18 protein-coding genes are annotated in these 19,152 nt (G+C 60.0%); 15 read left to right on the top strand and 3 right to left on the bottom strand.

The genetic code is table 11. The annotated features are described in order from the left end of the window. The first annotated feature begins 2 nt into the window (after positions 1 to 2). On the top strand, positions 3 to 1,439 hold the full coding sequence (pdxR, locus tag AAID99_RS01565) for a MocR-like pyridoxine biosynthesis transcription factor PdxR (RefSeq protein WP_498492909.1): 1,437 nt from the start codon (positions 3 to 5) through the stop codon (positions 1,437 to 1,439). 28 nt (positions 1,440 to 1,467) lie between these two features. On the opposite strand, the gene AAID99_RS01560 is transcribed toward pdxR, so the two are convergent. Further along, positions 1,468 to 1,884 (bottom strand): EVE domain-containing protein, encoded by a 417-nt coding sequence (locus AAID99_RS01560; protein ID WP_498494238.1) that lies wholly within the window; start codon positions 1,882 to 1,884, stop codon positions 1,468 to 1,470. A gap of 178 nt (positions 1,885 to 2,062) precedes the next feature. Between AAID99_RS01560 and AAID99_RS01555 the strand changes: the two genes are divergently transcribed. The 14 genes from AAID99_RS01555 (at position 2,063) to AAID99_RS01490 (ending at position 15,191) form a co-directional block, all read left to right on the top strand. Continuing rightward, on the top strand, positions 2,063 to 2,851 hold the full coding sequence (locus tag AAID99_RS01555; protein ID WP_229719476.1) for a heme ABC transporter permease: 789 nt from the start codon (positions 2,063 to 2,065) through the stop codon (positions 2,849 to 2,851). After that, a complete protein-coding gene (locus AAID99_RS01550; RefSeq protein WP_498492907.1) occupies positions 2,848 to 3,015 on the top strand; it encodes a hypothetical protein in 168 nt (55 codons plus the stop codon). Before AAID99_RS01555 ends, AAID99_RS01550 begins: the two co-directional genes overlap by 4 nt. 68 nt (positions 3,016 to 3,083) lie before the next feature. Beyond that, positions 3,084 to 3,599, top strand: coding sequence for a cytochrome c maturation protein CcmE (ccmE, locus tag AAID99_RS01545; protein WP_188424951.1), 516 nt, complete (start codon positions 3,084 to 3,086; stop codon positions 3,597 to 3,599). Next, a complete protein-coding gene (locus AAID99_RS01540; RefSeq protein WP_498492905.1) occupies positions 3,596 to 5,602 on the top strand; it encodes a heme lyase CcmF/NrfE family subunit in 2,007 nt (668 codons plus the stop codon). The genes ccmE and AAID99_RS01540 overlap by 4 nt, the downstream gene beginning before the upstream one ends. Further along, a complete protein-coding gene (locus AAID99_RS01535; RefSeq protein ID WP_229719475.1) occupies positions 5,599 to 6,159 on the top strand; it encodes a redoxin family protein in 561 nt (186 codons plus the stop codon). The genes AAID99_RS01540 and AAID99_RS01535 overlap by 4 nt, the downstream gene beginning before the upstream one ends. Then, complete coding sequence (locus AAID99_RS01530; RefSeq protein ID WP_188424948.1) at positions 6,156 to 6,629, top strand: cytochrome c-type biogenesis protein; 474 nt, start codon at positions 6,156 to 6,158, stop codon at positions 6,627 to 6,629. Before AAID99_RS01535 ends, AAID99_RS01530 begins: the two co-directional genes overlap by 4 nt. Then, on the top strand, positions 6,626 to 7,360 hold the full coding sequence (gene ccmI / locus AAID99_RS01525) for a c-type cytochrome biogenesis protein CcmI (protein WP_188424946.1): 735 nt from the start codon (positions 6,626 to 6,628) through the stop codon (positions 7,358 to 7,360). The genes AAID99_RS01530 and ccmI overlap by 4 nt, the downstream gene beginning before the upstream one ends. Positions 7,361 to 7,483: 123 nt before the next feature. Continuing rightward, a complete protein-coding gene (locus AAID99_RS01520) occupies positions 7,484 to 7,837 on the top strand; it encodes a hypothetical protein (RefSeq protein WP_229719474.1) in 354 nt (117 codons plus the stop codon). 64 nt (positions 7,838 to 7,901) lie between these two features. Continuing rightward, a complete protein-coding gene (lptF, locus tag AAID99_RS01515) occupies positions 7,902 to 9,053 on the top strand; it encodes an LPS export ABC transporter permease LptF (protein WP_188424944.1) in 1,152 nt (383 codons plus the stop codon). Then, complete coding sequence (gene lptG / locus AAID99_RS01510; RefSeq protein ID WP_188424942.1) at positions 9,043 to 10,194, top strand: LPS export ABC transporter permease LptG; 1,152 nt, start codon at positions 9,043 to 9,045, stop codon at positions 10,192 to 10,194. Before lptF ends, lptG begins: the two co-directional genes overlap by 11 nt. Then, complete coding sequence (locus AAID99_RS01505) at positions 10,194 to 12,506, top strand: LPS-assembly protein LptD (RefSeq protein WP_498492901.1); 2,313 nt, start codon at positions 10,194 to 10,196, stop codon at positions 12,504 to 12,506. Before lptG ends, AAID99_RS01505 begins: the two co-directional genes overlap by 1 nt. Before the next feature lie 10 nt (positions 12,507 to 12,516). Next, positions 12,517 to 14,004, top strand: a complete 1,488-nt coding sequence (locus tag AAID99_RS01500) for a peptidylprolyl isomerase (RefSeq protein WP_371869807.1) — start codon at positions 12,517 to 12,519, stop codon at positions 14,002 to 14,004. Continuing rightward, on the top strand, positions 14,001 to 14,819 hold the full coding sequence (gene rsmA, locus AAID99_RS01495) for a 16S rRNA (adenine(1518)-N(6)/adenine(1519)-N(6))-dimethyltransferase RsmA (RefSeq protein WP_498492899.1): 819 nt from the start codon (positions 14,001 to 14,003) through the stop codon (positions 14,817 to 14,819). Before AAID99_RS01500 ends, rsmA begins: the two co-directional genes overlap by 4 nt. 165 nt (positions 14,820 to 14,984) lie before the next feature. Further along, entirely contained in the window at positions 14,985 to 15,191 is a 207-nt protein-coding gene (locus AAID99_RS01490; RefSeq protein ID WP_188424936.1) for a cold-shock protein, read from the top strand. A gap of 296 nt (positions 15,192 to 15,487) precedes the next feature. Here AAID99_RS01490 and AAID99_RS01485 read toward each other — a convergent pair whose 3' ends face one another. Continuing rightward, positions 15,488 to 17,689, bottom strand: a complete 2,202-nt coding sequence (locus AAID99_RS01485; protein ID WP_498492896.1) for a TonB-dependent receptor — start codon at positions 17,687 to 17,689, stop codon at positions 15,488 to 15,490. A gap of 247 nt (positions 17,690 to 17,936) precedes the next feature. After that, positions 17,937 to 19,136: a class I SAM-dependent methyltransferase gene (locus AAID99_RS01480; protein WP_498492894.1), complete on the bottom strand. Its 1,200-nt coding sequence runs from the start codon at positions 19,134 to 19,136 to the stop codon at positions 17,937 to 17,939. Positions 19,137 to 19,152: the final 16 nt, after the last annotated feature.

The following is a 19,152-nucleotide window of genomic DNA, read 5'->3' as shown; positions in this document are numbered from 1 at the left end:
TCATGCCAGTTTTTCTCCCCGCCTTTTTCCTGCCCGATCCGACACGCAGCGAGCCGTTACCTGTTCAGCTTTTTGCCGCTCTCGGGGCAGCCATACGCGCCGGACGTATTGCCGACGGGGCCGTATTGCCCTCGACACGTCATGCCGCGCAGATGCTCGGTCTCTCGCGCAGCTCCATCACCACGGCCTATGACCTGCTACGCGCAGAAGGCATTATCGAGATGCGGCCAGGCAGTCGGCCTAGGGCATGCCTGCCGACCACCCCCGCGACCGACAGGGTCGAAAGCATCACGCCAAGGGTCTCGACACGCGGGCAACGTCTGGCACATGACCCGCGCAAGGCGACCTATGTAACAGAGACGGGGCGACTGGCGCCCGGCCTGCCTGACGAGCATGAGTTCCCTGCCAGTCTCTGGGCCCAGATCCTACGCCGCCAGGCACGACCCGCACGGGGAGAGGAAGCGGGATATGGCGGCTATCATGGCACGCAGGCCCTTCGGGAAACCCTCTGCACGCGACTGGCCAGCGATCGAGGCCTTGCCATCAGGCCAGAACAGATACTGATCACGCCCGGTACGCAGGCCTCTCTCAGCCTTGTTACCCAGATCATGACAGATCCGGGGGATGTCATCGCCATGGAAGACCCCGGCTATGTCGGCGCGAAAGCGAGCTTTCTGGCAGCAGGCGCGACGCTTTGCCCTGTGCCGGTCGATAGCGACGGAATGCAGGTTGAGGCCCTGCCACCCGAAGCGCGCCTCATCTACATCACCCCCTCAAATCAGTATCCGCTGGGTGGGCGGATGGGGCTTGCGCGTCGCCTCGACCTGCTTGAGCGCGCGCGCAGTCAGGGCGCGCTGATCATAGAAGACGATTACGACAGCGAGTTTCTCTGGCATGGGCGCGAAATCGCGGCCCTTGCCGCGCATGGCAGCTTTACGGAATGCATCTATCTCGGTTCGGCCTCGAAGGCGCTTCTGCCGGGCCTTCGACTCGGCTGGATAGTCGTACCCGAAGCCCTGATCGACCCGATGCGGGCCGCGCATCGCACGATGGGCTGCGCCGCTAATCTTCACGCCCAGCTTGCTTTGTCGGAACTGATGGAATCGGGTCATTACCGCAGACATCTGCGCCATATCGCACGACTTTATCAAAGTCGTGGTGAAGCCCTCTATGAGGCGCTGCAAAATTGCGAGGGCGTTGTGGTCACCCGGCCACGCGGCGGCGTGCAACTGGGTCTCCGCTTTGTGGAAAAAGGCTTCGAACTGGACAGTCAGACAGCCCTTGCGCAAGCGGGCTACCGTGTTGCCCGGCTTTCGGCCCTCTGCCACGCCGCAACACAGGAGGGACTTGTGATCGGTTTTGCGACACTGCGCCCGGATGACCCACAGCGTATTGCCTCGCTGCTCGGACAATGTCTCTCTGCCCCGGCAAAAGCCTGACCCACAGAGAGATCAGGGGCCCGAAAGGCTATTTTCCCTGCCACTGCCCAAGCTGGCAGAGATAGATCCATTCGCTTTCACGCACTGGCGCGACGGAAAGGCGGGACTGACGCAGAAGCGCCATTTCCGAGAGGGTTGGATCGGATTTGATCATCGCAAGCGATACCGGATTGGCAAAAGCGCCGCGTGCCCTCACATCAACGCAGACCCATTTCTCTCCCTCCGCTGTCGGGTCGGGATAGGCCTCACGCACCACTTCGACGACACCCACGATCTCCTTGTCCGAGACCGAATGGTAGAAGAAAGCCAGATCGCCGCAGCGCATGGCCGAGAGATTGTTGCGCGCCTGATAGTTCCGCACCCCGGTCCAGGGTTCGACCCCGTTTTGGACCTGCTGCTGCCATGAAAATGTTTCTGGCTCGGATTTGATCAACCAGTACTGCATCAACGCCCCCTCTTCCATCGGCTCGGTCTGTGGAAAATGCCTGAATTAATTGCCCCTGCCCCGCTCCCCCTGCAGATTTTTTTGCATTATCAAAACGAATTCCGATCAAAAAAACTTCATCGGATAGGGGCGTTCTCGGGCTATACCATGCCCGAACGCCGCAGGAGAGAGGCCAAGAGTGACGAAAGCGACGCATCAGCCCCTGTCAGGGCGACCCGCGCAGGGGGCCTTCCTGCATCGCTTCGCCAATCCTGGTCGCTTCCTGCGCCTGTCTCGCTGGCTCTTCCCTGCACTATGCGCCTTTTCAGGCGTATTCCTTGCCATCGGTCTGGTCTGGGCTCTGCTCTTCTCGCCCGCAGACTGGCAGCAGGGCGATGCGGTGCGCATCATGTATCTGCATGTGCCCATGGCAATTCTGGCTTCAGCGGGCTACGCCACTCTGGCCGTCTGCGGCGTGCTGTCTCTGGTCTGGAAACATCCTCTGGCCGATCTCGCTGCTGTTGAAATCGGTCCCGTCGGCGCTGTGGTCACGGCGCTCTGCCTGCTGACAGGCGCCTTCTGGGGCAAGCCGATGTGGGGCGCCTGGTGGGTCTGGGACGCCAGACTGACCTCGGTACTCGTGCTCTTTTTTCTCTACCTCGGCCATATCGCGCTCATTCAGGCCTTCGATGACCCACAGCGCGGCTACCGCGCGGCCGCCGTGCTGGCGATTGCCGGTGTTATCGATCTGCCGATCATCAAGTTCAGCGTGACCTGGTGGAACACGCTCCATCAGCCAGACAGCATCACCCTCACCCATGCGCCCACCATGCCGTCATCGATGCTGCTGCCGCTCTCGCTCTGCATGATCGGTTTTGCCACCGGATTTGCAGCGCTCGTAACAGGACGTCTGAAAGCCGCCATCATAGAGACACGTGCGCAACAGATGCTGACCAGACGCGCCCGCCCTCTGAGCGAGTCGGCATGATTCATATCGCCTATACCCACTGGCCCTATATCGCCGCCTCTTACGGCTGTGCGCTGCTCGCCACTCTCTGGCTTGGCATAGGACTGGCCCTGCGCCTGCATCGCGCCACAACGCGACTGGCCCTGCTCGAGCGCCCTGACGCACGCAGAAAGCCGACAGCATGACAGTTCCTTCCTCAACCGGGACGTCACGGCATTCACCTGAGCCGCAAGGCAGCCGCCATAAAAGACGTATGACACGCAAGAGCCGCCGCCTGTGGCTGGTTCTGGCTTGTCTGGGGTGTTTCGCCGTGGCTACCGGACTAGTGCTGAACGCGTTTTCATCCAGCATCGTGTTTTTCATGGCGCCATCGCAGGTCCTGAAAGCACCACCTGCCTCTGACCGGGTGATCCGCCTCGGGGGAATGGTTGTTGCAGGATCGCTCAGGCGCAGCCTTGAGGGGCAGACACCAATCAACCAGTTCGAGGTGACGGACGGACAGGCCGCTATCGACGTGCGCTATGAAGGCATTCTGCCCGATCTGTTTCGCGAGGGACAAAGCGTTGTGGCTCTGGGCACCTATCGAGGCGGCTCCGCCTTTATCGCGTCAGAAGTTCTGGCCAAACATGACGAGACCTATATGCCCAAGGAAGTCGCCGCTGCCCTGCAGCGCAGCGGTAAGTGGGACCCGAGATTCGGCAAGCCGCCATCAAGCGAAAGCCTGAACAGCATGGCCCGTGGGGCAACAGGTGGCTCGAACGGTCGATGAGCAGTTTTTTCGGACCTGAACAGGGGCATTATGCCCTCGCTTTCGCCTGCGTTCTCGCGCTCACTCAATGCATCCTGCCGCTATGGGGCGCGTGGCGTGGGCAGCGCTTTCTGCTCGATCTCGCGCCACGTCTGGCCTTTGCGCAGCTTCTGGCGCTGGCCTATTCGTTCCTGAGCCTGATCGCCTGTGCGGTGCAGGATGATTTCTCGGTGCAGAATGTTGCCGCCAACTCTGCCCTGAGCAAACCGCTTCTGTATAAAATCACGGGGGTCTGGGGTAATCACGAAGGGTCGGTGCTGCTCTGGGCTCTTATTCTTGCCCTGTGCGGCGGGGCTGTCGCCCTGCTCGGACGGGGCCTGCCGCTGATCCTGAAAGCGCGCGTTCTGGCCATTCTTGGCGGTGTTTCGACAGGGTTTCAGCTTTTCTGCCTTCTGACTTCCAACCCCTTTGCCCGCATTTGGCCTGCCCCGGCCGATGGGCAAGGCATGAACCCCCTCCTTCAGGACCCCGGCCTCGCCTTTCATCCGCCTGTTCTCTACACGGGCTATGTCGGCTTTGCCGTACCCTTTGCCTTTGCCGTAGCCGCACTGATCGAGGGCCGGGTCGACGCAGCCTGGGGGCGTTGGGTGCGCCCATGGGCGGTGGCTGCCTGGTGCTTTCTGACCTGCGGCATCGCCATGGGGTCATGGTGGTCCTATTACGTGCTCGGCTGGGGCGGCTACTGGTTCTGGGACCCGGTCGAAAACGCCTCGCTCATTCCCTGGCTGACAGGCACGGCGCTGGTGCATTCGGCCATCGTGGTCGAAAAACGCGACGCGCTGCGTATCTGGACGGTGCTGCTCGCCATCGCCAGCTTCTCGTTTTCGCTTTCCGGCACTTTTCTCGTGCGCTCGGGCATTCTCAATTCGGTTCATGCCTTTGCGAATGATCCCGCACGGGGCGTCTTCATTCTCGGCCTTCTGGCGCTGGTTATCGGCGGGTCGCTTCTTCTTTTTGCCTGGCGGGCGCCGGGCCTCGCCCCCGGAGGCATTTTTGCGCCTGTCTCGCGAGAGGGCGGGCTGGTGCTCAATAACATCCTGCTCTGCGCACTCTGCGCCGTGGTCGTGACCGGCACCATGTATCCGCCTTTCATGCAGATCCTGACCGGGCGCACCCTCTCTGTCGGAAAGCCGTTTTTCGACGCGACCACCATTCCGCTGGCCCTGCCTCTGATGGTCGCGATGGCGCTTGGAGCCATGCTCCCCTGGAAGCGCGGCAATCTCCGCCCGCTGCTGCGCCGCCTGCGTGTGGCGGCTCTGGTCGCGCTGATGGCGCTGATAGCCGGTTGTTTTCTGCTTGACGGTATCCTGCCGATCCTCTGCGCCGCCGCTGCCCTGTGGGTGATCATGGCGAGCCTGACCGATCTGGCTGCCCGTCTCGGCCTGCGCGACGGATTGAGCGTGGTGCGCCAACGCCTGCCCCGGCTGCCGCGGGCGGTCTGGGGAAGTGCAATTGCCCATATCGGAGTAGGGGTAACGGTACTGGGCATCACCGGCATGTCCCAGGCGCGTCACGCCGTGGTCGAGATCGGGATCGGCCAGACAATCCATCAGGGCGCACTCGACTGGCGGCTGGTTTCGGTCAGGCGTGAGACAGGGGCGAATTACAAGGCCCTTGTGGCCGACCTAACCGTATCGCGCCACGGTCGGGTGATTGCCACGCTCCATCCATCACGACGCGATTTCACGAGCCAGCATCAGGTGACGACCGATGTCGCTATTCGCACCAATCTTCTACGTGACCTTTACGCCGCGCTTGGCGAGAGCCGGGGCAGCGGTGCCGATGCCCGCTATGTGCTGCGCCTGCACAACAACCCCCTTGCCCCATGGATATGGCTGGGCGGCGTCATCATGGCCTTCGGCGGTGCCCTCTCCCTCGCCGACAGGCGCCATCGCTTCGGCGCACCCAGGAAAGCACGTGACAGAAGCGCCCACGCCCCCATCGTTCAGGAAAGCCGCTCATGACGATCTCGACGAGGCGACGCCTGCTCATGACCCTGCCGGTCGCGGGAGCCGGGCTGGCCGGTTTTGGCTGCTGGAGAATGCTCTCGGCCATGCAGGATGGCTCTTTCGACCCCCATGCCATTCGGCGGGACAAGGGCGACGCTCTCATTCCCGATTTTGCCCTTCCCGGCCTGTCGGGCCCGGATGACGGTTTCGATGCCGCCGCTCTCAGTCAGAATGCGAAACCGGTTCTGGTCAATTTCTTCGCCTCCTGGTGCATCCCCTGCGTCGCCGAAATGGCTGCGCTGAGGGAAATCGCCCGTCAGATTCCGCTCTGGGGCATCGCCTACAAGGACAAGCCGGAAGACGCCCGGCGTTTCATCACCCGTGACGGCTCGCCCTATGAGCGCGTGGCACTCGATCGAAGCGGCATGACCGCCATCGACTGGGGTGTCAGCGGCGTACCGGAAAGCTTTCTGATCGTACCTGGCGGTCGTATCGCCTGGCACGGCGCCTCGGCGCTCGATGAAACGCTTTTCCGTCGCGAAATCCTGCCGCTGGCAAACGCCACGCCATGAAGAAACTGGCCGTCCTTGCCTCTCTTGCCATTGGTCTGTGCGTCATGGCGCTGCCTGCCCGCGCCCTCGATGACCCGTCAGAGATGCTGCCCAACCCGACTCAGGAAAAGCGTGCCGAAGCAATCGGCGCGCAATTGCGCTGCCTCGTCTGCCAGAATGAGTCGATCGAAGACAGCTCGGCCTCTCTGGCACGCGATCTGCGTCATGTGGTGCGTCAGCATGTCGCTGCCGGAGAAAGCAACCAGCAGATCATGGCCTGGATGACGCAGCGCTATGGCGAATTCATCAGGCTGAAGCCTCGGCTTGCCGCCTCGACCCTGCTGCTATGGGCAATGCCGGTTCTTGCTCTTGCCCTCGGCGGCATTCTGGCCACCCTGATGCTGCGCCGCCCGCGCAAAACCGAGCCCCTCGATGACCAGGAAAAGAAGCGGCTTGCCGAACTCCTGCGCGAGCAGGAGATAACGCGATGAACTGGCTCGGCTTTCTCATCCCGACGCTCGTCATCCTGCTGCCCCTTCTGAGCTTGCTTCTGCCCAGACGACGGGACGTCGCATCACCCGTCAGCGCGAGAGCCTCCGCGCTGGCCCTCTATCGTCACCAACTGCGCGATCTCGACCGGGACCATGAAAACGGGTTGATGGATGCCGGTGAAGTTTCCCGCGCCGAACTGGAGATACAGCGACGCATTCTGGCTGCAGATCGTCTTCAGGAAACCACGTTCAGGATCCAGTCTCATCAGAGACTGCGTTTCGCCGTGCTTCTGGTGGCCCTGCCCTGTTTTGGCTTTGCGCTCTATCTTGCCAATGGTCACCCTTCCCTGCCTGCCCAGCCTCACAAGACGAGCGGGGTTAACGTCCCTCCCGCCATGCAGGCGCTATTCGAAAAGCTCGACAGACAGGTCGCCAGCATGACGCCGGACGATCTCGAGTATGTGCGTCAGTCTGTTCTGCTGGGTCAGGTCGATGAGGCGCTCAACCGCCCCGATGATGCACTGCGCGCCTATCGTCAGGCCCTGTCTGCGCGGTTCATTCCGGAACTGGCCGTGCAGATTGCCGAGCTTCAGACACAGCAGGACGGGCATATCTCGGCCGAAAGCCTCGCGCTATATCGAAAGGCACTCGATGCCGCGCCAGCCGACGCGCCCTGGCGCCTTGCCGTCGAAGCGCGCATCGCCGCAGGGGAGCACGATCAGAATCCCTGATCTTCGGCTCGGTGTGCAGGGGAGACCGTCAGGTTTCGGAAAATACGTCAGCGAAACATGATGGGCACGATGCTGCCATTTTGCTGTTGCAAAAACGTTCTCGATAACGGCAAGAGCGGTTCCATGGTGCGTCTCTCTCCCCTGCCCCGACAGCGATCCGTGCTGACCGGGAATTATCTGCCCGTACCGCGCCCTCCCGCGCAGGAGACGGTGGTGCTGTGCCCTGTCTGTCGCGGCAAGATGCAGCGCACCGATGAGGAATGCCCCAATTGCCATGCCGTGCGCCATTTTGGCCCGACACGGCGTGAGACCGTACTGAGCGCCCTTATCGGGGTGACGGGCGCCCCGGCCATATCGTTGCTGATCATCCGTCCATCATACTGGACCGCCATCGTTGCAGTGGTTGGATTGCTGGGGGGATTTTATGTTGCCCATAGCCGACATGCGAGTGATCGCTGGCTGCGTAATCCGCGCTGATCAGAAGATTTCGTAACAAGATGCAGCTTTCGACAAGTCTGGCGAAACGCTAAGGGCAATAGTTATGTCTGCTACGGCTTCACGCCCCCAACGTCGTTCCTTTCTGCTCTTGCGCGAACGCTACATCCTGCGTCAGCTTTTTCTTGGGCTGGTCGGGATTACCAGCGGCGCCATCGCTCTTATCTGGCTGATGCAATCACTGCGCTTTGTCTCGCTTGTGGTTGACCGCGGGCTGTCGCTTCGCGTGTTCATCCAGCTGACCTCGCTGATGATCCCGTCGTTTCTGGCGGTCATCCTGCCCATCACGACATTTCTGGTCGTGCTTTTCGGCTATCAGCGCATGTCTGGCGATCGCGAACTGACCGTCATGCAGGCCGCTGGCCTGTCTCCGTTTCAGCTGGCGCGCCCGGCCATGGCCTGCGCCCTCATCACCACGATTCTGGGCTATATTCTCAATCTATGGCTTGTGCCGGTCTCGTATCACGCGTTCAGACGCTACGAATTCGAGATCCGCAATCGTATGGCGGCCTTTCTGCTTCAGGACGGCGTCTTCGCGCAGCTTTCGAAAGACATGACCGTTTATGTGCGCAAACGCGACCGCGATGGCCAGATGCACGGTGTTTTCGTCGAAGACGACCGCATGCCCGAAGCCAGAGCGACGATCATCGCCGAGCGCGGCACCATGGTGGTGGTTGATAACCAGCCGCGCGTCGTCCTTTTCAACGGATCGCGACAGGAAATCGATCACCACACCGGGCGGCTCAATGTCCTGACTTTCCAACGCAATTCGATCGACCTTTCAAGCAGCAAACAGGCCGAGACCGAAGTGCGTGATGCCTCGGAAATGTCGCTGCCAGAGCTGTTCCATCCTGATCCGCGCCTTGTCTCCCAGCGTGACTGGGGCAAGTTTGCCGTAGAGGGCTGGCGCCGCCTGACAGCCCCGCTCACCACGCTCTCTTTCAGCATGATTGCGCTTGTGGCCATTCTGAGTGGTGCCTTCTCGCGTCATGGCAATATCAAGCGCCCTCTCGCCGCGATTCTGTCGGTCGTCGGGCTTATGGCCCTGTCGCTGATGCTGCAAAATCTGGCAGGTCGTAATCTGGGGCTTGTGCCCTTGCTCTGGATTATTGCCGTCGTGCCAGCAATCGGATGCGGCTACTGGCTCTTCTCACCCAAAGGCCTGACCGCAGCACGAAAGAAGAAACATGGCGCGTAGTCCTTTGGCCCTTCTCCGGGGGAGTTCAGCCGGCGTTTCGGTCACGCTCTCGCTTTATATTTCGCGCATTTTCACGCTCTTCGCCCTGGCCATGATTGCTGCGCTGACAGGGCTCGTTTCGCTTTTCGACTTCATCGATCTGCTGCGCCGTGTTGCGACCAAGCCTGACGTGCCGACGAGCCTCGTCACCGAGATCGCCGGATTGCACGTGCCGTTTTTCATGATCATGATCATGCCTTTCGGCATCCTTCTGGGCGGCATCGTCTGTTTCTGGCGTCTCACACGATCTTCCGAACTGATCGTTGCGCGCGCCGCAGGCATTTCGGCGTGGCAGTTTCTCGCTGCGCCGCTCGCCTGCGCCATCATGCTGGGCATGTTCGGCACCATGGCCCTGTCGCCGCTTTCCTCCATGATGTTCCGCAAGGCCGAACTACTGGATGAAGCCTATCTCAAAACCGGTGGCGGACCGCTCTCGCTCAATGGCGGCGCGCTATGGCTGCGCCAGCTCGATGACGAGCAAGGCGGCCAGGGCGTCGCCATTCTGCATGCACGCCATGTTTTCATGCATGACCGGAAACTGAGTATCAATGATATCAGCATCTTCCGCCTTGATGCGCGTGATCAGCTTGTTGTGCGTATCGAAGCCCCGCGCGGTGAGCTCGTCGCTGGCGCCTGGAAACTCGAAGACGCCGCGACGGTACGTCCCAATCATCTTCCGACGCGCATAGGCGACTATCTTCTGCCGACCAATCTCTCTCTGACCCGCGTGGAACAGAGTTTTGCTTCGCCCGATACGCTGTCTGTGTGGACGCTACCCGGTTTCATACACTTGCTGGAAAGGTCGGGTTTTTCGTCCATACGGCATCGACTGCACTTCCAGACTCTGTTAGCTCTTCCGATCCTGTGCGGTACAATGGCACTCGTTTCGGCTGGGTTCTCCATGCGTCCCTCGCGTCGTGGCGGTGTGGCGCGCATGCTTGGCTCGGGAATCGCTGCGGGTTTTGCGCTGTTCACCATCTCGAAGGTGGCGGCGCAATTTGGTGAATCCGGTGCCCTGCCGCCCGTCATGGCGGCCTGGGCGCCCACTGGCGCAGGTCTTTGCTTGGCGGTAGCCTTGCTTCTGCATCTGGAGGATGGTTGATGTCGAAACGGCGCGTTGCGCATCACAGGCGCAAGTCCTGGCTGGCTGCGTCCATGCTGGCTGGCACCGCGACTTTCGGCGCCATTCCGGAAGCCGATGCAACGATGCAGCGCCAGACCGGCCCGAAAGTTGCCGTAGGCAAACCCTCTTCGCAATCAGACCCGGTCACTTATCTGGCCGATCATGAGAGCTATGACCGCGCTGGCGTTGCCACCTGGACAGGTAATGTTCAGGTATGGCAGGGCGATCATGCCCTTCGCGCCGACAAGATCGTCTATGACCGCAACACGGGTGTCATGACCGCAATAGGCCATGTTGCGATGGTCGAGCCCGATGGCAGCACGAGCTATGCCAGTTATGTCGAGCTGAGCAATGGCATGCATGACGGGATTGCCCGGGCAATTTTCCTGCGCATGGAAGATAATGCCAAGATGGCAGCCAACGGGATGCGCCGCACGAACGGCAAGATCAACGATATGGCAAAGGCCGTCTATACGGCCTGCGAAACATGCGCCAAAGACCCGTCGCGCGCGCCATTCTGGCAGCTGCGTGCCTATAACGCGACGCAGGACACAGAGCACAAGCGCATCAATTTCAGCCATGCCTATCTCGACATGTTCGGACTACCGATCATGTATCTGCCCATTTTCTCGATGACCGATCCGAGTGTGAAACGTCAGAGCGGTTTTCTCATGCCGGGCATCAATCCGCATGACCGCTATCTCGGTACGTATTTCACCATCCCCTATTTCTGGGCGATCGATAACCAGCAGGATCTGACGGTTCAGGGGCTGGTCTCCACCCGTACAGGCCCGCAGATCAGTGGGCAGTACCGAAACCAGCTCAATTTCGGCAAGATCAACTTTACCGGCGGGGTGGCGTACAGCACGCGCAAGGAAGGCAGTTACGTCAACACCTTCGGCAATACGGTGGACGGAACAAACGATAGCGGTATCCAGGGCTACGCGCGCGGTAATGCCGTGTTCGATATCAACGACCACTGGCGTGCCGGTGCCAATATCAATCTTGCCTCGTCCGCCAATTACATGCGCGATTACCGTATCACAGGGTACGGTAACGAAACCCTGCAATCGACTGCCTATATCGATGGTTTCGGGGTAGGCTCCTATGCGCGTCTGGACGGGCAGTTCTACCAGGGCCTGAACCAGGGCGTCATTCGCAACTCGAATCTGCCATTCGTTCTGCCGCGCTTCAACTACGCCTTTCAGGGGCAGACCGATCCCTTGGGTGGCACATTCTCGCTGAATACAAACGACTTCAACGTTTATCGCCCGGAAGGTACCCGCGATCAGCGCGGACAGATCCAGATGAACTGGAACCGCCCGTTCCATAACGTTCTCGGGCAGATCTGGCTTCTGACAGCTCGTCTCGATGCTACGGTATATAGTGCAAACCATCTCACCGAGCAGCCGCTCTATTACACTGCCACAGGCCGGCACACGACTGGCTGGGTTCTGCCCACTGTCGCGCTGAAAATGAACTGGCCGTTCATGCGCCGCTTTGCCCATGGGCATGGCTCGCAGATTCTGGAGCCGATCGTGCAGGCGATTGCCGCTCCGAATATGGGCAACAGCGCGGCACGCATGATCCCGAACGAAGACAGTCTGCAATACGAGTTTACCGACAGCACGCTGTTTGCGCTCAACCGCTACACCGGCACCGACCGTCTCGATGGCGGGTTACGCGGCAATGTAGGCGTGCATGGCAACTGGACATGGCGCGGTCATGTGGTCGATTTTCTGGTGGGCGAGAGCATCCAGCAGCACATCACCCATAATCGCATCGCCTATTCAGGGCTGGACCATCATCTCTCGTCGCCTGTCGCCCGCGTCCGTGTGAGCCCCAACCAGTATCTCGACCTGACAGCCCGTGGCCGTTACGATCCCTGGCGGAAGAGCTTCGATTACGGTGAAGGTCTCGTCAGCGTCGGTGTGCCGATCTTCCACGTGAATGCCGGGTATATCTATGAGCCGGTCACACCTTATTACTTCTACGCGACGAATTACCGCCTGAACGGCCCGACACAGGTCTATTATACCAAGACCAATGAAGTGACAGCGGGTGTTTCGACCTCGTACAAGCAGTATCATGCGTCGGTTTATGGGCGCCGGTCGCTCTCGCGCAAAGAGTTCGTCAGTCTCGGCGGTGATATCGGTTATTCGAATGACTGCTTCGGCTTGGACATCCTTGCGATCAAGCAATATACCTCGATTGGTGGTCAGCAGCGCAACACGACCGTGCTGTTCAATCTCACCTTCAAGACAATCGGTACCTTCGGAATCAATGGCTGACGGACGCGCAATGAGCTTTTCTGCCCCCTTCCTTCGGGCTGCCCTGCCTGCCGGCCGCTCCCTGTCGATGCGCAAGACGCTTCTCGGCTTTTCGGCCCTGCTCGCCCTTCCGGTGCTCGGTGCCCAGGCGGCCCCGGCCCATCACGCCCATGCGCAGCACGCCCATCCCGGGCATGGCTCGGTGGTCGAGCCGGTCACACCGCCTGAAGATGCCATCTTGGGCACGATCAACGGTCAGGTTCTGACCGAGCGCGATGTCGATAACCGCGGCAAGCTCTTCGCCCTGTCGACCGGGCTGAATATCAGCCCCGACCTGATGCAGCGCCTGCGCCCGCAGATCATCCGCCAGCTGGTCGATGAACGCATCAAGACGCAGGAAATCCTCAAGCGTCATATCAATGTCGAGCCGCAGCAGATTGCCCAGGCGATCAACAACATCGAATCACGCAATGGCATGCCCAAGAATGCATTGCGCGACCGTCTAGCGCAGGATGGTGTGTCGCTCACCACCCTGATCGACCAGATCCGCGTGCAGATAGGCTGGATGCAGGTGCTTCGCGAAGAGATTTCAGGGCGCGGCCGCATCACGGCCCGCGAAATCGCGCAGCGTGAGGAGGCGCTTCGCGCAGAGGAAGGTCGCCCCCAGTACAACGTGAGCGAGATCTTCATTCCTGTGGCCGATCCGCGCCATTCAGAAACCGAGCTCGAATTCACCAAGACGATCATCACGCAGCTGCGCAACGGCGCGCCCTTCCCGATTGTCGCGGCGCAGTTCTCTCAGGCACAGACCGCGCTTGACGGCGGTACGATGGGCTGGGTGCAGGAAGACAGCCTTGACCCGCCCGTGGTCGAGATTGTGCGCCAGATGCCGATCGGCGCCATTTCCAACCCGGTCAAGGTGGCGGGTGGCTATGTCATCGTTACCGTCAACGGCAAGCGGACGATTGGCCATCAGAACGTCACCATGGTCACCGTGCGTCAGGCTTTCTTCCCCTTCTCGTCACCCCTGAATCCTCAGGACCCGACGGATCAGCAGAAGATGGCTCTGCAGAAGGCTTCCGCTGCCGCGCAGTCGGTTCATGGATGCGACGCGATGGAAGCCCTCAACCATTCCCTCGGGGAAAAGCACCCCTCCGACCCGGGTGGCCAGCTGGTGCTTGAGCGTCTCAACCCCCAGATGCGACAGGTTCTGTCCGATCTCCCTGTCGGTCAGTCCAGCCGTCCGCTGGTCTCGACGGACGGCATCGCGCTGCTGACGGTCTGTTCGAAGGGGCAGAAGAACATTGCCCAGCAAAGCCCGAGCGAAATCGCCGACAGCCTGATGAATGAGCGCGTCGAGCAGGCCTCGCGTCAGCTCGAACGTGATCTGGAGCGCCGCTCGGTCATCGAAATGCGCAAGGATGACAAGACCGCCTCTGCCAAACCGGCTGACGACACGCAGAACGACGAGCCCCCCGCCAAGAAGCCGCACGGCAAGCCTGCGCCGGGTCAGGGATGACCCTTCCCAGCCTGCGCGATGCCATCCGTATTCATGGTCTCGACGCCAAGAAATCCTTCGGCCAGCACTTTCTTCTCGATCCGAGTATCGTCGCCCGGATTGCGGCTCTCGCTGGTGACATGGCCGGGCGGCATGTGGTCGAAATCGGCCCGGGGCCCGGTGGGCTGACACGCGCCCTGCTCGACACGAAGGCCGGTGCTGTTCATGCCGTCGAGATCGATCAGCGCGCATGGCCTCTGCTCGATGAGCTTGTGGCCCATGCCGATGGCAGGCTGATTCTGGTCAAGGCAGATGCGACCGCCCTCGACACGGCGACACTCTGCCCGGCGCCTCGCAAGATCGTTGCCAATCTGCCTTACAATGTCGGCACCCCCCTTCTGATTGGCTGGCTCCGTCAGGCAGCGCTCTGGGAGCGCATGACGCTGATGTTCCAGCTCGAAGTCGCCGAGCGCATCTGCGCCGCCCCCGATACGTCGGCCTATGGCCGGCTTGGCGTGATCGCCCAGTGGTGTGCAACCTGCAATATCGTCATGAGGGTGCCTCCCGGCGCCTTCTCGCCCCCGCCAAAAGTCGACTCGGCTGTCGTCGATATCGTACCCAAGGCAGAGCAACCCTCAGCCGCATTGTTCAAGGCAATGGAGCATGTCACGAATCTGGCTTTTGGTCAGAGACGCAAGATGCTGCGTGCCTCGCTCAGGCCGATCGGGGGGGAAGCCCTGCTTGAAAAGGCTGGGATTATTGCGACACGCCGCGCGGAAACACTTTCGATTGATGAGTTTGCCACACTGGCAAAACTTGTCTGCGCAGAAAGCTGAGAGCGCGAGGCGCTTGCACTCGCCCCTGCGAGCGCCCATACAAGACCTAGACGGGTGCACTTGCCCGAAACTTCGAATGCATGTGGCATATCGGGTCGTTTCGCAGGAGCATGTCTGCACGTAAAATTTTTCTGCGTGCCCGTCGTACTATCAAGGAGCCTCGTTATGGCAACAGGCACCGTCAAGTGGTTCAACTCAACCAAGGGCTTCGGCTTCATCAAACCGGATGCCGGTGGTGATGACGTGTTCGTCCATATCTCTGCTGTTGAGAAAGCCAACCTCTCCACCCTCGCCGATGGCCAGGCTCTCTCTTACGAGACCGAAGTCGGCCGCAACGGCAAGACCTCTGCTGTCTCGCTCAAGCTGAGCTGAGATCGCCTCCCCTCTCAAGGGGAGAACGAGAAAGCTTTGGAAAGCGCGGATCGGTACTCCTTGGGGTATCGCAACGCGCTTTCGGCATTTCAGGGCCCCGATTTCCTACAAGAATTGTGGGGTCCAATGCCTCACGCGGATCCGGATCGTCAGTGCGCAGCGGTCGCAGGATCGTGCAACTGCAGTCCTGTCCTGATGCCGCCGGGATGCAGGCAGTTCCAGCCGGAAAGCAGCTATCCGGCTGCTGAAACGAGCGTAACCAGTACGCTCATTCCTCACTGCATTCTTCGAAAAACTCAGAAAGCAATATTCGTGGCGACAGCGAAACTGCGCCCCTGCCCCCAGCTGTTACGGAAAGCCGAGCCCGTTGGGGCAATGATATAGCCCTGGTTCAGGAGATTGACGGCATTAAGTTGCAGACGGACCTGATGCGACAGCAGATTGGGCACCGTCCAGGAGGCAAAGCCGTCAATCGTGCCATAGCCGGGCACCTGAAAGCTGTTATCCAGCGTCGCCGCGCGCGTGCCGACAAGATGAACACCCCCGCCCGCACGCATCGCAATTCTGTACCATGGCAAGGTGCCATTCCAGGTCAGGAAGAAGCTGCCACTGTTTTTCGGCACGCCGATCAGCTGGTGTCCCTCTGTCTGGGGAGTGTCCCGCAGGGTACGGGCATCCGTCCAGGCATAAGACAGGATCGCGCTCCAATGACGGGTCAGAGCACCGGTCAGACTGGCTTCAAGCCCCTTGGACCCGGCAAGCCCGGTCAGGCGCTGGATCATGTTACCGTTGGAATCGAGGCCTGCGCTCTGCAGCACGTTCTTCTTGCGAATATGGTACAGCGCCACATCAGCCGTCAGCCCGTGGTTCTCGTAACGGCCGCCCACCTCGAACTCGCGCCCCGTCGTCGGCTTGTAGCCGCCCTGAAGCACCGTACCGGCGGAAAGCAGATTGGCACCGAAGGATTGTGAATAGTCGCCATAGAACGAGACGGTCTTGAATGGCTGCCAGACCAGAGCCGCGAAAGGCAATGCTTTCGTATAGGAAGCATTTGTCGTCTGCACGAAGGGAATACCGCTGCCATAGCGCAGCGAGAACCACTGATAGCGCACACCGCCACTCGCAATCAGGCTCTTCGTAAGATGGATGTTGTCCTTCAGATAGCCTGAGGCGCTATTGATATTCTGCTGCAGATTGCTGTTGGACGGATTGACGCGCCCGACAGGGGCCAGCCCGCCATAGACAGGCCTGGTCGGATTGAACCCACCCTGATTAGCCGATTGAACGAAATCACCCTGGTCCTGATTACGGTTTTCATAATCCGCACCGGCAGTGATCTCGTGCTTCATATGCCAGAGTTCATGCGTGCCAAGATAATCAAGGGCCACGCTGCCATTGGCACGCAGCGTGCCGGTATTGGCACGATAACGGCGCATCAGAATGCCGGTGCGTACATTATAGCTGGATGGATCAGCCTGGCGGTCATGATAATCATCGCGGTTGTAGCCGCCTGACAGACGTAGCCGGTCATGTGCGCTCAGGCGATAGCCAAGGTGCGACGCAATCAGATGACGCGCGCCGAAAGAGGCCGTCCAGGCTTCATCCAGACGCTTCTGCGGGCCTGAAACCGGATTATTGCCGACGAACACCGCACCACGATCGAGCACGTTGTCATAATCGACGAATTCATAGGACAGGGCGCCATCCCAGCGATCATGCCGCCAATTGAGCGTCGGCGCCACCAGCACCTGCTTGTTGGCGCCAAAATTGCGCCAGTAATTCTCGTTGCGATAACTGCCGATCAGACGGAAGGCGAAATCCTTGCCAAGCGGCCCGGTGAAATCGAGATGGCCATTACCGCCGCCCAGCGAACTCCATTGCGTGCCGAATCCGGCACCCCAGCGATGAAAATCGGGGGCTCTGGTCACGACATTGATCACGCCCCCCGGCTCCTGCATGCCGTAGAAAAGGGAAGCGGGTCCCTTGAGCACTTCCACACGCTCGGTCGTGTCGCCCTGGTAATTGCGGCCAATCGGCATTCTTACGCCGTCGCGCAGGATCGACCCGTCATCAATGGCACCAAATCCGCGCTTGATCAGGGCGTCCTGGGTTCCGCCAAAATTATTGCCAACCACCATGCCAGGCACATATTTGGTCATGTCTTCCATGGTTTGCGGCGCAAAATCGACGATCGTCTGGTGGGTCACGACGTTGGTCGTCTGGGTCTGCTCAAGGAAGGGCGTCGCTCTCTTATCGCCCAATCCACTCTCGGTAGCCGCGTAAGACCCACGCTCACCCCGTACGGTGATCAGTTCGCGATGCGCTTTCTTATGAGCCGCCTGACCCTCGCGCTTTTCCTGACGCTCTGCTCGCGGAGCCACGCTTTGCCCATGGCGAGCGCGTCTCGTTTCCCCGCCTGCACCGCTATCGCCTGATGTGACACCTGCCTCTCCTCCTGTCGCGCCGGGCTGCGCCAGAGTTTCAGAGGAAACCGCCAATCCCAGCGACGTGACGCAGGAGGCAATGAGGAGCGACGATGAGGGGCGAAATCCCCTCACCATCCTTTTATTGCGAATAGGTCTCATTCGCCAATTACGGCACAAATCGTGACAGAACGAAACACGGAATCACGATTCCGAGAGCCCAAACTGTTACTTATCGTTACCACCGCTCTGTACTCGTGAAAATCTGGCGCCAGAGCTACCGAAGGATGACGCCAGAATCACGGGAACGACGTCGGATGGCCTATTTTTGATAAAGATAGTCGCGCGTCAGTGGCACGGCATTCAGGTCAGGCGAAAGCTGGATCTGAAAGTTCATATGTCCCTGAAGGCGGAAGGAAAGCTCTGCCCCGGTCAGATAGAACTCGAACATCCGGCAGAAGCGTTCATCATAAAGTGCCAGAATCTTGTCCCGGTTGGCCGCAAAGCGCTCACGCCAGATCCTGATGGTTTTGGCGTAATGCAGCCTCAGGATTTCGCAATCCGTCATCCACAGTCCCGCGCGCTCGATTGAGGGCAGAACCTCGCTCAACGCAGGGGAATAACCACCCGGGAAAATATATTTATCCAGCCAGGGATTGGTTGATCCGGGGCAGTCCATGCGGCCGATCGAGTGGATCAGGGCGATACCGTCGGATTTCAATGCCTTCCGCACTGTCCGGAAAAAGAGATCGTACTGGCCAATACCGACATGCTCGAACATGCCAACCGAGACGATACGATCAAATTTGCGGTTCAGCTTGCGATAATCCAGCAGCAGGAACTGCACCTGCCCTTCAAGTCCCGCCTCACGCGCACGCTGCTGGGCCACCTGCAATTGCTCGCGCGAGAGAGTGATGCCCGTCACCTTCGCCCCGTATTCCTTAGCCAGGGTAAGCGCCATGCCTCCCCAGCCGCAGCCGATATCGAGCACTTCCAGCCCAGGCCGATCGAGGCGCAGTTTGGCGGCGATATGGCGCTTCTTGGCCAGTTGCGCCTCTTCCAGCGTCATGCCGTCGGACGTGAAATAGGCGCAGGAATACTGACGGTCTTCATCGAGAAACAGATCGTAGAGCGCACCATTCAGGTCATAATGATGGGCAACATTGCTGCGGGAGCGCCGCTGATTGTTCCATTGCCTGAAGAAACGGATACCGAAACGCGCCTTTTCTTCCAGCTTGCTCAGAAGATGGTGACTGTCATGGATGTTGAGCATCAGTACATTCAGGACATCCTCGAGCGTACAGCCGACAGCGACGATCTCGCCGTCCATCCAGCCTTCGCCAAAGGCGAGTCCCGAATTCAGCAGGAGGCTTTTGAGCGCCTTCTCGGTCCTGACGTGAATGGTGGCAGCGGGTCCGGGCAGTCTTCCCTGATAGTGACGCTTCCTGCCATCGGGCAGGATGACATCAAGAGCACCGGCCTTGATGAACCGCTTCAATACCTGATCAAGCAGAAATACCATGATAGACCCCGACCAT

Source organism: Asaia sp. Ae19-3 (assembly GCF_059801175.1).
The sequence above is the reverse complement of the archived record's forward strand: the minus strand, read 5'-3'. Positions and strand labels throughout refer to the sequence as shown.

Bases quoted from the DNA above. Each gene is read 5' to 3' on its own strand.
- pdxR (WP_498492909.1), top strand. From the start codon at position 3: ATGCCAGTTTTTCTCCCCGCCTTTTTCCTGCCCGATCCGACACGCAGC.
- AAID99_RS01560 (WP_498494238.1), bottom strand. From the start codon at position 1,884: ATGCAGTACTGGTTGATCAAATCCGAGCCAGAAACATTTTCATGGCAG.
- AAID99_RS01550 (WP_498492907.1), top strand. From the start codon at position 2,848: ATGATTCATATCGCCTATACCCACTGGCCCTATATCGCCGCCTCTTAC.
- ccmE (WP_188424951.1), top strand. From the start codon at position 3,084: ATGACACGCAAGAGCCGCCGCCTGTGGCTGGTTCTGGCTTGTCTGGGG.
- AAID99_RS01540 (WP_498492905.1), top strand. From the start codon at position 3,596: ATGAGCAGTTTTTTCGGACCTGAACAGGGGCATTATGCCCTCGCTTTC.
- AAID99_RS01535 (WP_229719475.1), top strand. From the start codon at position 5,599: ATGACGATCTCGACGAGGCGACGCCTGCTCATGACCCTGCCGGTCGCG.
- AAID99_RS01530 (WP_188424948.1), top strand. From the start codon at position 6,156: ATGAAGAAACTGGCCGTCCTTGCCTCTCTTGCCATTGGTCTGTGCGTC.
- ccmI (WP_188424946.1), top strand. From the start codon at position 6,626: ATGAACTGGCTCGGCTTTCTCATCCCGACGCTCGTCATCCTGCTGCCC.
- AAID99_RS01520 (WP_229719474.1), top strand. From the start codon at position 7,484: ATGGTGCGTCTCTCTCCCCTGCCCCGACAGCGATCCGTGCTGACCGGG.
- lptF (WP_188424944.1), top strand. From the start codon at position 7,902: ATGTCTGCTACGGCTTCACGCCCCCAACGTCGTTCCTTTCTGCTCTTG.
- lptG (WP_188424942.1), top strand. From the start codon at position 9,043: ATGGCGCGTAGTCCTTTGGCCCTTCTCCGGGGGAGTTCAGCCGGCGTT.
- AAID99_RS01505 (WP_498492901.1), top strand. From the start codon at position 10,194: ATGTCGAAACGGCGCGTTGCGCATCACAGGCGCAAGTCCTGGCTGGCT.
- AAID99_RS01500 (WP_371869807.1), top strand. From the start codon at position 12,517: ATGAGCTTTTCTGCCCCCTTCCTTCGGGCTGCCCTGCCTGCCGGCCGC.
- rsmA (WP_498492899.1), top strand. From the start codon at position 14,001: ATGACCCTTCCCAGCCTGCGCGATGCCATCCGTATTCATGGTCTCGAC.
- AAID99_RS01490 (WP_188424936.1), top strand. From the start codon at position 14,985: ATGGCAACAGGCACCGTCAAGTGGTTCAACTCAACCAAGGGCTTCGGC.
- AAID99_RS01480 (WP_498492894.1), bottom strand. From the start codon at position 19,136: ATGGTATTTCTGCTTGATCAGGTATTGAAGCGGTTCATCAAGGCCGGT.